Origin of the sequence: Alteromonas sp. RKMC-009 (assembly GCF_003584565.2) — a bacterium.
Lineage (GTDB): Bacteria > Pseudomonadota > Gammaproteobacteria > Enterobacterales > Alteromonadaceae > Alteromonas.
The window spans coordinates 3,162,507-3,175,039 of the sequence record NZ_CP031010.1 but is presented as its reverse complement, the minus strand read 5'-3'; the positions used below and the strand labels follow the sequence as shown (position 1 = coordinate 3,175,039).

Below are 12,533 nucleotides of genomic sequence, written 5' to 3'. Positions count from 1 at the left end.
AACAGAGTAAAAGCGATGAAGGCATGCCATGAGCATGCCTTCTTTGTTTAATTGTTGAGGATTTTTTCAATCTGCGCAGTCGATTCGCTGATGGCCTTTAGCTGACTGTTACGGGAAATGGTTGCTTTGTCATAGCCAAAACGCATCATTACTTCGCTGGTCATGTCGACAAGGTGCACAGATGCGCCCATACCCCAGATTTTCTCTTCCAGTTCTTTAGCGCGGTGTAATGCGTACATGCTGACATAGCTTAATTCGGCTTGCAGCATGTCCAGATCCGGTTTACCTGTGGTCGTTAAAATAACCTGCATGGCAATAAAGTGACCTCTTGCCAGTGCTTCAGTGATAAAGGACTTTCTGGTGTCATCATTGGCAAAATCTTTATCCAGCTTAGGCAATATGGCCAGTTTGCTGTTTTTACGGGCCGGATCATAAGCAATAAAAAGCTCCTGGCGTAATGGTTGATTTTCCAGCCTCATGGTTTTAATGCCATGAAGCATGAGCGGAGCTTCCAGGTTCTTATCCCGGTAGAGAAACTCAACGTTGGTTTTACCACTGCCGGTGAAATGGGTCAGCATGCGTGCTGACACAGAATTCAACCCGTTCATGACAGCCATATCCGCCTCGTAGCGGATACCGTTTTTGGCCAGCAGAAAAGCGAAATTAGGTGTGTGACGGGCGTTAATACAACGCAGGGCGTGACCGATACCCGGAATTTCTTCTTCTTCCGGATAGGTTTTCAGTGCCTGTTTGTTCTGCTTGATCAGATTATCAAAAAACTTTCTGGCTGCAGCGCCCGGTTCACCTTCAGCGGCACGAAGGTGCACAATATTGCGGTCAGTATTGTAATAAACTACTTCGTAAATCAAACCGGTCACATCGTGTTTGGTTGTCAGCGCTTGCAGTTCAGGCAGCGCAATTTTCACCAGGCTGCCTTTTTCTCCGTCAAACTCGCCGGGAATTTCAAGGCGCAGGCCGGATATGGAGATATCTTCAGAAATCCCTTTGCACTGTATGGTTTCATCCAGGCCACTTAACACAACCGGCGACCGCAGAATGTAGCGGGTTTCCATCCGTTGTTCCTGAAAACGATAACGGTAAGGGCGGATAGGGGCAGGTTGCTTATTTCTGGGGTGAGCAAAAATGCGTAAATGAGCAAGGTGACTACGGTCAAATTTTAACGCCGCATATTGCCGCTGACCGCTTTCAGAGGTGATATCTGTAATATGCACAAGGTATTGAAGACGTTTTAGTTTTGCCATCAGCCGGGCTGAAGGCGGCGTGTTTTGTTTCTTTGCCACACTGCCTGCGTCATCCGGAATAGAAAGCGGACAATGCGCTTCATCCGGTGACATGGTGCTCATTGTCAGTTTAAATACCCGCCAGCTGACTTTCCGGGAACCAAATCCGATGAAAACAGACTTGAGTGATTCTTTCTGTTCCAGTTCACGTGTGGACGCCGAGTAGAAGTACACTGCACCGTTCTGGATGTGGGTGAAACAATAAACATACAGTTCGTTATGTTTATCTGCATCAGCCTGCAATTTTGCCAGTCGCGAAGGTTTCAGCAAGTAGCCCAGTTTGATCTCACCGGTCTCATCCTTCCAGTAATCCAGGATATCCTTGTTGATGGTGTTGAGCATGGCATAACGGGGAAGTAATGCGTCATTGATACTGTCGATGAATACCGGAAGCGAAGGACTACAGGGGGAAATATACTGCTCTGCAGTTTTATTGATGATGGCATCAATGGTGTTCGTCAGGTTAACCTTATAACGGCGTTTGTTACCGTGAATGAAGTTATCGAGAAACTTGTCGAATGACGGGGAAGGGAATTGACGGTTGCGTTTCAGAATGAGGTAATAATTTGATTTTTCAAACTTGGTGGTGATGACCTCATAAACAATACCCGAGCGCTTATCCATGGCAAACTCATCTTCCAGGCCCCGGAAGAATATGTGTAACTTCTGTTCTGGCCGGAAGCGGTATTCTTTCGGTAATTTCAACCTGAGCCCTTCGGTAGAAATATCCACACTGCTGGCTTTGTACTGACTGCCGCTCTCATCCTGTATTTCAACTGCGACAGCAAAGTTCATCCGTTCCTGATTACGGTGAGCATAGTTCAGCAAATTAACAACAGGAATGGAGTACTGATGAAGATTTTCCTGTTTGGTTTCAGCGTCAGATTTAACCGTGCCCTGCAGAGCTTGTTGTTCAGCCCGCTCCCGCATCACTCTGAAGTTATTTTCTGTTGCCATCACCGTTTCGTAAACACCAAAGGTGTAATTTCCGAAGATATTCACCTGGCGGTTAAAAACGTCTATGGCAACGTCATCGAGATAGTGCTTCCTGCCACGGTATTCGAAAAGCTTGCATTCACCGTCCACCTGACCGCGCAGATCAATTGAGCGTACACAGGGCTTGGCCAGTCTTTTCAACTCCATTTTGATGAGAAAGCGTTTTTCTGACGGAAGGTTCTGCGTCAGTTGCATCAAAATTTGATTGAATTCAGGGGCGCCGATTGATGATTTCAGCTGCTCTATGATGTCTGCATATTGCTGAAGTTCTTTTTCCATTTTAACTACTGATCTTAATTGGCTGCCCTGTTGTATTTCTTATCGGCAGACTTCGCTGAGACTGTAAGTGAACATTTACCCGGACTCCATCCCTACTTTAATCCGGTATGCAGTGCCTTCATAATAACGTTAGAATAGCGCAAAATAATACCTTTAAATTAATTCAAATGGCAAAACGTAAAACAGCCTACGTCTGTTCTGACTGTGGCGCAGAGTTTCCAAGGTGGCAGGGACAATGCAGCGAATGCAAATCCTGGAACACCATTTCAGAGTTTGTGGTTTCCCCTGCTACAACAGCAAAGGCCGGATTCAGTGGTTACGCCGGTCAGACGAATGCCCGTATAGAGCCTCTTAATGCCATCGATTTGGAAGCATTACCCAGATTCAGCTCCGGCTTCAAAGAGCTGGACCGGGTACTTGGCGGTGGCATTGTACCCGGCGCGGCTATGTTGATAGGCGGTTCACCCGGTGCCGGTAAAAGTACATTGTTACTGCAGGTGATGTGTCAGTTAGCCAAAGAACGCAGCGCGCTTTACGTTACCGGTGAAGAGTCGTTGCAACAGGTGGCCATGCGTGCCCAAAGATTAGGGTTACCCACTGATAAGCTGATGATGCTGGCAGAGACCAATGTGGAGACTATCTGCGAACTGGCACTGACACAGCAGCCTAAAATTATGGTTATTGATTCGATTCAGGTAATGAATGTGGCTGATGTACAGTCTGCTCCGGGCAGCGTATCGCAGGTGAGAGAAAGCGCCGCTTATCTGACTCGTTTTGCGAAACAACATCATATCGCCATGTTTATCGTTGGCCACGTAACGAAAGATGGCAATCTGGCCGGCCCGAAAGTCCTTGAGCACTGTATCGACTGTTCAATGATGCTGGAAGGTGAGAGTGACGGGCGCTTCAGAACATTACGCAGTCATAAAAACCGTTTTGGGGCTGTTAATGAGCTTGGCGTTTTTGGCATGACGGAAAGAGGTCTTAAAGAAGTCAGCAATCCTTCTGCTATTTTCCTCAGCCGGGGGGAAAATCAGGCACCGGGATCCAGTGTGATGGTAGTCTGGGAGGGCACCAGACCGTTGCTGGTAGAGATTCAGGCGTTGGTGGACTATTCACAGATGGCTAATCCCCGCCGGATTGCAGTCGGTCTGGAACAAAACCGGCTTGCCATGTTACTGGCAGTATTGCACCGTCACGGTAATGTGCAGATGAACGATCAGGACGTATTTGTTAACGTGGTGGGTGGTGTAAAAATTTCAGAAACCAGTGCTGATTTAGCCTTATTGCTGGCGATGGTCAGCAGTTTCCGCAATCGTGCTTTACCAAAGGATTTGATTGTATTTGGTGAGGTGGGTCTGGCCGGTGAAATCAGACCGGTACCGAACGGCAGTGAGCGTATCACAGAAGCCGCCAAGCACGGTTTTAAACGGGCTATTGTACCCAAATCCAATGCGCCCAAACAGCCGGTAGCAGGATTGCAGGTGGTACCTGTGAGTCAATTGTCAGAAGCGCTGGATGCACTCAGCTAAGCATTCAGTTGCCGGGATAGACTGCATTAAGCAGGGCGTCCATGTCTTTTTCGCTCAGCGCATCGTCGCCGCTGTTCAGGTTGATCAGGCGGCGCAGTTCGGCCAGACATTCCACATCGATGTGATCGACTTTACAGCCGATATAAATGACGCCGGCTTTTTGCGGAGACTGGCGGTAAAGCTGGATCAGATACAGTGTCATTAACGGACTGTCGGGATTTGCTTTAAACATCACAGTGTAAGGGTCGTGACTGTCGAAGGGCAACATGTCCAGCATGGCTTCTGCAGCGCTGAGGCGCAGGCCCTGCAGTGATACATCCTCAACAGTAACAGGTATGCTGTTACCGTGGAGACTGAGCTCTCCCGGTACCTTTAAATCTACACGCTGAAACTGTCGTTTATCCACAATTGTTCTTCCTGATAACTTACCCCTTAATTATTAGTGTAAACAACGGGGTAAGGTCAACCTGATCGTTCAAATTAATCCTGCGAAAGCCGGAAAATTAATCAACCAGATAGTAAAAGCCCCGCAAATGCGGGGCCTGTGTATTACTTCTTCGCCATACGCTTATATTTCAGGCGGTGCGGCTCTACCACATCCTGTCCGAAGTTTTCTTTCAGCCAGGTTTCGTAGTCGGTGTAGTTACCTTCAAAGAAGTTAACTTTACCTTCATCGCGGTAGTCAATGATATGCGTGGCTACGCGGTCGAGGAACCAGCGATCGTGCGAGATAACCATGGCACAGCCGGGGAATTCCAATAAGGCATTTTCCAGTGCCCGCAGGGTTTCAACGTCCAAATCGTTGGTCGGTTCATCGAGCAGCAACACGTTGCCGCCGGCTTTCAGCAATTTGGCCAGGTGAACACGGTTGCGCTCACCACCGGACAGATCGCCGATGAATTTTTGCTGGTCGCTGCCACGGAAGTTAAAGCGGCTGCAGTAAGCGCGGCTGTTAATTTCAAAGTTACCGATGCGGATAATGTCAGAATCGTCAGAGATTTCTTTCCACACGGTATTCTTGTCATTCATGTGGTCACGGAACTGCTCCACACTGGCCAGATGAACGGTATCACCAATAACCACTTCACCTTCGTCCGGCTGCTCCTGCCCTGAAATCATTTTGAACAGGGTAGATTTACCGGCACCGTTAGGACCGATAATACCGACGATAGCGCCTTTCGGTACCACGAAGTCCATATCATCGATAAGTACACGGTCACCGTAAGCTTTTTTAAGGTGTTTTACTTCAATGACTTTATCGCCCAGGCGCTCACCCGGTGGAATGAACAGCTCATTGGTTTCGTTACGCTTCTGGTAATCAGACGTGGACATTTCTTCAAAGCGGGCCATACGTGCTTTAGATTTGGCGTGACGGCCTTTCGGGTTCGAGCGCACCCACTCCAGTTCCTGCTTCATAGATTTCACGCGGGCATTTTCAGTGCGTTCTTCCTGGGCAAGACGGGCTTCTTTCTGTTCCAGCCAGGAAGAATAGTTACCTTCCCACGGAATACCGTGGCCACGGTCGAGTTCCAGGATCCAGCCGGCAACGTTATCAAGGAAATAACGGTCGTGGGTAATGGCTACTACGGTACCTTCATAGTCGTGAAGGAAGCGTTCCAGCCAGGCAACAGATTCTGCGTCTAAGTGGTTAGTCGGTTCGTCAAGCAGCAGCATATCCGGCTTCTCAAGCAGCAGGCGGCATAGTGCTACACGGCGGCGTTCACCACCGGACAGTTTGGAAACATCGGCGTCCCATGGCGGCAGACGCAGGGCATCCGCAGCACGTTCCAGGGCGTTGTCCAGGTTATGACCATCCTTCGCCTGAATAATCGCTTCCAGTTCACCCTGTTCCTTTGCCAGCGCATCAAAATCGGCGTCTGCTTCGGCGTAGGCGGCATACACTTCATCAAGACGGGTAAGGGCGTGTTTTACGTCAGCAACCGCTTCTTCGATGTTGCCGCGAACGTCTTTGGACTCGTCCAGTTTAGGTTCCTGTGGCAGGTAACCAATGTTGATACCCGGTTGCGGGCGGGCTTCACCTTCTATTTCGGTGTCCACGCCGGCCATGATGCGGAGCAGGGTAGATTTACCCGCACCGTTGAGACCCAGTACGCCGATTTTGGCGCCAGGGAAAAAGCTCAGAGAGATATCTTTTAAAATATGACGGTTGGGTGGCACAATTTTGCCAACCCTGTGCATGGAATATACGTATTGTGATGACATGTTCCGAACAGTGTCCTTGCTTCAATATAAGTAAATGATATGCCATCTATTGTACTCGCTTTGTCCTCAATCTGACCAGTAAAGCCAGCAGTGATTTTCAATAATGGGTTAATTTTGAACGTTTACATGGCGGATGGCAGGAAATTAATGGTGAGGGTCAGGACGAATCCGCGATTTTGCATTACCATACACACAGGAAATTGACTAACAGGTTAAGCTATGACGGCACACGCAAAACGCACATACACTTTAACTGAGCTGGCGGACCACGTGGGTGGCAGTGTGGCGGGTGATGAAACCCGTATCAACGAAACAAAGCTGAGTGGTGTGGGCACTCTGGCCGGGTCGAAAGGCCACCAGATTTCATTTCTGACCAACGTAAAATACAAGTCGCAACTGGCTGATACGGCCGCCGGAGCGGTGATTCTGAATGAGAAAATGCTGGACGACTGCCCGGTTCCTGCGCTGGTTCACAGTAATCCCCACGCAGCCTTTGCCCGCATAGCCCAGTTGTTCGACACCACACCTGAGGTGGCATCCGGTATCGCTGAAACAGCCGTTGTGGCTTCTTCTGCCACGCTGGGAACCAATGTGTCGCTGGGTCACAATGTCATTATTGAAGATAATGTCATGCTGGGTGATAACGCTAGAATCGGCGCAAATACCGTGATTGGTAAAGGCACGAAAATTGGTGAGGGTTCGACAATTTATCCCAACGTCACCGTGTATCACGATATTGTGATTGGTAAGCGGGTGACTATTCACAGCCAGACCGTTATTGGTGCGGCAGGTTTTGGATACGCAAACGACCAAGGAACATGGCTGCCCATTCCGCAAACCGGCAGTGTGCAGATTGGTGATGATTCCCAAATTGGTGCTTCAAGCAGCATCGACCGTGGCGCTATGGAAGATACCATCATCGGTAAGAATGTGATTATCGATAACCAGGTACAGGTAGGACACAACTGTATCATTGGTGATCACTCCTGTATTTGCGGCGCTACAGGCATTGCAGGCAGTTGTCATATCGGCAAATACGTCATACTTGGCGGAGGCTGTGGTGTGAATGGACATATCAGCATTTGCGATAATGTGCAGGTAACCGGTTATACCATGATTGTGCAGGATATTACCGAGTCCGGCGTTTATTCATCCGGTCAGCCGGCCATGAAAAACCGCGACTGGCGTAAAGTGACTGTACGGACCCGTCAGATCGATGATCTCTTTAACCGTGTGAAAGCGCTGGAAAAAGGTTAAATCTTTCTGAATTGTAATTAAACGTTATATATGGCCGCAGGCCGCGGCGTATAAGCGACAGGGCAGTGTTAAGAAATGCTGCCGCTGCGGATATAAACGAAACGGGCATAAAGCAGTATACATGCGGCTTAAAATGACTAAAATATGCCCCTCATTTTTTAGCTGTCCATAAAACGCAGAGTAAGGAGCCTTCATGTTACCTCGCGATATGACTATTGCGGATTACGATCCGGAACTGGCAGATGCCATGGCCAAAGAAGCTGAGCGTCAGGAGCATCACATTGAGCTCATCGCATCAGAAAACTATTGCAGTCCACGTGTCATGGAGGCGCAAGGCTCTCAGTTAACGAATAAGTACGCAGAAGGTTATCCCGGTAAGCGTTACTATGGTGGTTGTGAGCATGTAGACGTGGTAGAGCAACTGGCGATTGACCGTGCTAAGCAACTGTTTGGTGCTGAGTACGCCAACGTTCAGCCCCACGCAGGCTCTCAGGCCAACGCTGCTGCGTTTATGGCTCTAATTAATGCCGGTGATACTGTTCTGGGTATGAGTCTGTCTGAAGGCGGTCACTTAACTCACGGTTCTCACGTAAACTTCTCAGGTAAAACCTACAATGCGGTACAGTATGGTCTGAATGAAGAAACCGGCGAAATCGATTACGAGCAGGTTGAAGCACTGGCCTTAGAGCACAAGCCTAAGATGATTATCGGTGGTTTCTCTGCCTATTCAAAAGTGGTTGACTGGGCCCGTTTCCGTGAGATCGCAGACAAAATAGGTGCGTACCTGCTGGTCGACATGGCACACGTTGCCGGTCTGATTGCTGCCGGTGTATATCCGAGCCCGCTGGCTCACGCACACGTAGTGACTACCACGACTCACAAAACCCTTGCGGGTCCACGTAGTGGTCTGATCCTGTCTGCCTGTGGCGACGAAGAGATCTACAAGAAGCTGAACAGCTCAGTATTCCCGGGCAACCAGGGTGGTCCTCTGTGTCACGTTATTGCAGCTAAAGCGGTAGCGTTCAAAGAAGCCCTTCAGCCTGAATTTAAAGAATATCAGCAGCAAGTTGTGAAAAACGCAAAAGCCATGGTTGAAGTGGTACTGGAGCGTGGTTACGACGTAGTGTCAGGCGGTACTGAAAACCACCTGTTCCTGCTGGATCTGATTAAGAAAGATATCACAGGTAAAGACGCTGATGCCGCGCTTGGCCGTGCGAATATCACAGTAAACAAAAACTCTGTACCAAAAGATCCGCGTTCACCGTTCGTGACCAGTGGTCTGCGTATCGGTAGTCCGGCGATTACCCGTCGTGGCTTCAAAGAAGAGCAGGCGAAACAGGTTGCGACCTGGATCTGCGACATTCTGGACAACATGGGTGATGAAAGTGTTGTTGAGCGTGTTAAAGGTGAAGTTGTAGAACTGTGTAAAGCATTCCCGGTTTACGGGTAAGCCGCTTTATCAGTATGAAATTTCCCGCTCTTAGTCAGTAAGAGTTGATGCCGTCAGAGCAGCCTGTGCTGCCTGGCGGCTTTGTTGTTAAAAGGACCTGCTATGTTTTGCCCGTTTTGTTCGGCACAGGAAACCAAAGTTATCGATTCCCGTCTGGTGGCAGAAGGGCATCAGGTACGTCGCCGTCGCGAATGTGTTATCTGTCACGAGCGCTTTACTACCTTTGAAAGTGCTGAATTAGTGATGCCGAGAGTCATTAAACGGGATGGTTCCAGAGAGCCGTTCAATGAAGATAAGCTACGCGCCGGGTTGCAGCGGGCACTGGAAAAGCGCCCTGTGAGCACGGAGAAAGTGGAAGAAGTGATTTTGTCGCTGAAGTCTGCATTGCGTGCTACCGGTGAACGGGAAGTTTCCAGTGAATTCCTCGGTAATCTGATTATGGATGCACTGAAGGTGCTCGACAAAGTCGCATATGTGCGGTTTGCGTCAGTGTACCGTTCATTTGAAGATATTCGTGAGTTTGGTGAGGAAATTGCCCGTTTAGGAGACTGATAACCGCCATGAAAACCACGTCAGTTGTTTCCATTTCTCAGGACTACGCCTGGATGGCGAAAGCCATCAGACTGGCCACGCAGGGTCAGTTCACCACATCTCCGAATCCCCGTGTCGGTTGTATTATTCTCGACAGTAACGGCGACTTAGCTGGACAGGGTTACCATATACAGGCCGGCACACCCCATGCGGAAGTGCATGCTCTTCGTGAAGCAGGCGATAAGGCCCGTGGCGGTACGGCTTATGTCACACTTGAGCCCTGCAGTCACTTCGGGCGAACACCTCCCTGCGCCGATGCGTTAGTGGAGGCTGGTGTCAGCCGGGTGGTTATCGCCATGACTGATCCGAACCCTCAGGTGAGCGGCCGGGGTATAAAAAAACTTCAGGATGCCGGCATTGATGTGGTGTCTGATGTTCTGGCGGCCGAATCGGCAGCATTGAACCCCGGATTTATCAAACGCATGATATCAGGCAAACCGCGGGTAACGGTGAAACTGGGTATCAGTCTTGATGGCAAAATAGCCTTGTCTAACGGCGTCAGCCAGTGGATCACCAGTGCTGAATCCCGCCGCGATGTGCAATTACACCGTGCTGCCAGTTGTGCCATTTTAACCGGCAGTGGCACTGCACTGGCCGACAATCCGTCTTTGCTGGTCAGGGAAAATGAAGCCAACTTTTCTGATTACCCTGTCTCGCCGGTAAGGCAGCCGCTCAGGGTCGTGATAGACAGCCACAACCGGTTGCCGGACGATTTGCAATTATTCACAGACGGACATAAAACCCTGCGGGTAACCGGTCAGCCAGTTGCGCCGCAAACCAGTGTCCCGGCACTGGCCGTATCTATGCGTGGCAATTACATAGACCTGTCTCAGCTCATGGAGAAGCTGGGAGAAAGACAAATTAATGATGTGTGGGTGGAAGCCGGCCCGGGTCTTGCCGGTGCATTGTTTACTGCCGGTGAAGTTGACCGGCTTGTGGTGTATCAGGCGTCCAAACTGTTAGGTGACAAAGCACAAAGCATGCTCACGCTGGATGAATTTGTGTCGCTGGATGAAACGCCGGTACTGTCACTGACTGACGTACGGCAAACCGGCCCTGATATCCGCTTGTCATACGATATAATTAAGTAACGCTTTTGTAGAGGGTATACGATGTTTACCGGAATTATTCAGGCCCTGGGGACGATTCAGTCTCTTGATCACCGGGGCGAAGACATCAAGCTGACTGTGTCGTCAGAAAAGCTGGATATGTCTGATGTGGCCCTTGGCGACAGTATTGCCACAAACGGTGTCTGTCTCACAGTAACCGACTTCGGTACAGATTATTATTGTGCTGACGTGTCAGCCGAAACCATCCGTTACACCGGTTTTGCCAATTATAAACCCGGCAGTACCGTGAATCTGGAAAAAGCCATGCGCCCCACAGATCGCTTCGGTGGTCATATTGTATCCGGCCATGTGGACGGCGTTGGTGAAGTAAAAAAGATTGTTAAACACAGCACTTACATTGAAATCTGGATTTCTGCCCCCACTGAGTTAGCAAAGTATATTGCCCATAAAGGCAGTATCACGGTGGACGGCGTCAGCCTGACTGTGAATGAGGTGGATGGCAATGAATTAATGTTGTGGATCATCCCTCACACCCTTCAGGAAACGGTGATCGGCACGTATAAAGCCGGCAGCCGGGTCAATCTGGAAGTAGACGTGGTTGCCCGCTATCTGGAACGCCTGATGATGGGTGACAAGGCAGCAGAAAAGACCACCAAAAAAGACATTAGTATGGCCTTCCTGGCCGAAAATGGTTTTCTTAGAAAATAACCCTACATAAGTGAAATTATGGCACTCAACACCACAGCTGAAATAATTGAAGATATCCGTCAGGGTAAAATGGTTATCCTGATGGACGATGAAGATCGCGAGAATGAAGGCGATATCATCATGGCCGCTGAGCATGTGACGCCGGAAGCGATTAACTTTATGGTTACTCATGCCCGCGGCCTGGTATGCCTGCCCATGACGCAGGAGCGCTGTGAACGTTTGAATTTACCGCTGATGGTAGATAAAAACGGCGCACAATTTCATACCGCCTTTACCGTTTCCATTGAAGCAGCCCGTGGCGTAACCACCGGTATTTCTGCTGCAGACCGCGCGACCACGATTCTGGCCGCGGTAGGTAAAGATGCTAAAGCAACTGACATTGTGCAGCCGGGCCACATTTTTCCGTTAATTGCTAAAGAAGGCGGTGTGCTGAACCGTGCAGGTCATACCGAAGCAAGCGTCGATCTTGCCCGTCTTGGTGGCTGTGAGCCAGCTGCTGTTATTGTCGAGATCCTCAATGAAGACGGCACCATGGCCCGTCGTCCTGAGCTCGAAAAATTCGCCGAAAAATACGATATAAAAATCGGCACAATTGCGGATCTGATTGAATATCGCAATCTGAACGAAACCACTATAGAGAAAGTTGCCCAGTGCAGCCTGCCTACGGAATATGGTGAGTTTGAACTGCATACCTTTAAAGATGTTATCGATAATCAGATTCACTTTGCGCTGAAGAAAGGTGACATTGACCCGGAAACACCTACACTTGTGCGTGTTCACTTGCATAATACTCTGAGCGATTTACTGGGTTCTACCCGCGCGATAAACCGCACCATGACCTTACCTGATGCCATGAAGCGCATTGCAGACGAAGGTGGTGTGCTGGTGGTGCTGGGTAAAGAAGAAGACCTGGAAGGGCAGGTCAGACAATTTGCTGCAGAAGACCGCGGTGAAAAGCCTGAAGGAAAAACCTGGACCGGTTCGTCACGTACAGTAGGTGTTGGCAGTCAGATTCTGGCGACTATGGGCGTCAAAAAAATGCGTTTGCTCAGCAAGCCGGTCAAATACCACGCGTTGTCCGGCTTCGGACTGGATGTGGTGGAATACATTCATAATTAGTTCCCGT

General features: G+C 49.5%; 10 protein-coding genes. 7 read left to right on the top strand and 3 right to left on the bottom strand.

What is annotated here, in order from left to right; translation table 11 throughout:
• Positions 1-47: 47 nt before the first annotated feature.
• The gene (locus tag DS731_RS14105; protein ID WP_119501935.1) at positions 48-2,576 is read right to left on the bottom strand and encodes a PilZ domain-containing protein; all 2,529 of its coding nucleotides are present in this window, start codon (positions 2,574-2,576) and stop codon (positions 48-50) included.
• A gap of 167 nt (positions 2,577-2,743) precedes the next feature.
• Between DS731_RS14105 and radA the strand changes: the two genes are divergently transcribed.
• Entirely contained in the window at positions 2,744-4,108 is a 1,365-nt protein-coding gene (radA, locus tag DS731_RS14100) for a DNA repair protein RadA (RefSeq protein WP_119501934.1), read from the top strand.
• A 4-nt stretch (positions 4,109-4,112) separates the two neighbouring features.
• On the opposite strand, the gene DS731_RS14095 is transcribed toward radA, so the two are convergent.
• The gene (locus tag DS731_RS14095; protein ID WP_232373373.1) at positions 4,113-4,514 is read right to left on the bottom strand and encodes a PilZ domain-containing protein; all 402 of its coding nucleotides are present in this window, start codon (positions 4,512-4,514) and stop codon (positions 4,113-4,115) included.
• 143 nt (positions 4,515-4,657) lie between these two features.
• The gene (ettA, locus tag DS731_RS14090) at positions 4,658-6,331 is read right to left on the bottom strand and encodes an energy-dependent translational throttle protein EttA (RefSeq protein ID WP_119501932.1); all 1,674 of its coding nucleotides are present in this window, start codon (positions 6,329-6,331) and stop codon (positions 4,658-4,660) included.
• A gap of 219 nt (positions 6,332-6,550) precedes the next feature.
• Here ettA and lpxD point away from each other — a divergent pair, with 219 nt between their 5' ends.
• The 6 genes from lpxD to ribBA all read left to right on the top strand — a co-directional run bounded on the left by lpxD (position 6,551) and on the right by ribBA (position 12,526).
• Positions 6,551-7,588 (top strand): UDP-3-O-(3-hydroxymyristoyl)glucosamine N-acyltransferase, encoded by a 1,038-nt coding sequence (lpxD, locus tag DS731_RS14085; RefSeq protein ID WP_119501931.1) that lies wholly within the window; start codon positions 6,551-6,553, stop codon positions 7,586-7,588.
• 193 nt (positions 7,589-7,781) lie between these two features.
• On the top strand, positions 7,782-9,038 hold the full coding sequence (gene glyA, locus DS731_RS14080) for a serine hydroxymethyltransferase (RefSeq protein WP_119501930.1): 1,257 nt from the start codon (positions 7,782-7,784) through the stop codon (positions 9,036-9,038).
• Between the two features lie 102 nt (positions 9,039-9,140).
• A complete protein-coding gene (gene nrdR / locus DS731_RS14075; RefSeq protein WP_119501929.1) occupies positions 9,141-9,590 on the top strand; it encodes a transcriptional regulator NrdR in 450 nt (149 codons plus the stop codon).
• Positions 9,591-9,598: 8 nt separating this feature from the next.
• Positions 9,599-10,720: a bifunctional diaminohydroxyphosphoribosylaminopyrimidine deaminase/5-amino-6-(5-phosphoribosylamino)uracil reductase RibD gene (gene ribD / locus DS731_RS14070; protein ID WP_119501928.1), complete on the top strand. Its 1,122-nt coding sequence runs from the start codon at positions 9,599-9,601 to the stop codon at positions 10,718-10,720.
• 21 nt (positions 10,721-10,741) lie between these two features.
• On the top strand, positions 10,742-11,407 hold the full coding sequence (locus tag DS731_RS14065) for a riboflavin synthase (RefSeq protein WP_119501927.1): 666 nt from the start codon (positions 10,742-10,744) through the stop codon (positions 11,405-11,407).
• 18 nt (positions 11,408-11,425) lie between these two features.
• Positions 11,426-12,526 (top strand): bifunctional 3,4-dihydroxy-2-butanone-4-phosphate synthase/GTP cyclohydrolase II, encoded by a 1,101-nt coding sequence (ribBA, locus tag DS731_RS14060; protein ID WP_119501926.1) that lies wholly within the window; start codon positions 11,426-11,428, stop codon positions 12,524-12,526.
• Positions 12,527-12,533 lie beyond the last annotated feature (7 nt).

What these genes read in the sequence shown, in the direction of transcription:
- DS731_RS14105 (WP_119501935.1), bottom strand. Translation starts at nt 2,576, where the DNA reads ATGGAAAAAGAACTTCAGCAATATGCAGACATCATAGAGCAGCTGAAA.
- glyA (WP_119501930.1), top strand. Translation starts at nt 7,782, where the DNA reads ATGTTACCTCGCGATATGACTATTGCGGATTACGATCCGGAACTGGCA.
- radA (WP_119501934.1), top strand. Translation starts at nt 2,744, where the DNA reads ATGGCAAAACGTAAAACAGCCTACGTCTGTTCTGACTGTGGCGCAGAG.
- ribD (WP_119501928.1), top strand. Translation starts at nt 9,599, where the DNA reads ATGAAAACCACGTCAGTTGTTTCCATTTCTCAGGACTACGCCTGGATG.
- DS731_RS14065 (WP_119501927.1), top strand. Translation starts at nt 10,742, where the DNA reads ATGTTTACCGGAATTATTCAGGCCCTGGGGACGATTCAGTCTCTTGAT.
- ettA (WP_119501932.1), bottom strand. Translation starts at nt 6,331, where the DNA reads ATGTCATCACAATACGTATATTCCATGCACAGGGTTGGCAAAATTGTG.
- nrdR (WP_119501929.1), top strand. Translation starts at nt 9,141, where the DNA reads ATGTTTTGCCCGTTTTGTTCGGCACAGGAAACCAAAGTTATCGATTCC.
- ribBA (WP_119501926.1), top strand. Translation starts at nt 11,426, where the DNA reads ATGGCACTCAACACCACAGCTGAAATAATTGAAGATATCCGTCAGGGT.
- lpxD (WP_119501931.1), top strand. Translation starts at nt 6,551, where the DNA reads ATGACGGCACACGCAAAACGCACATACACTTTAACTGAGCTGGCGGAC.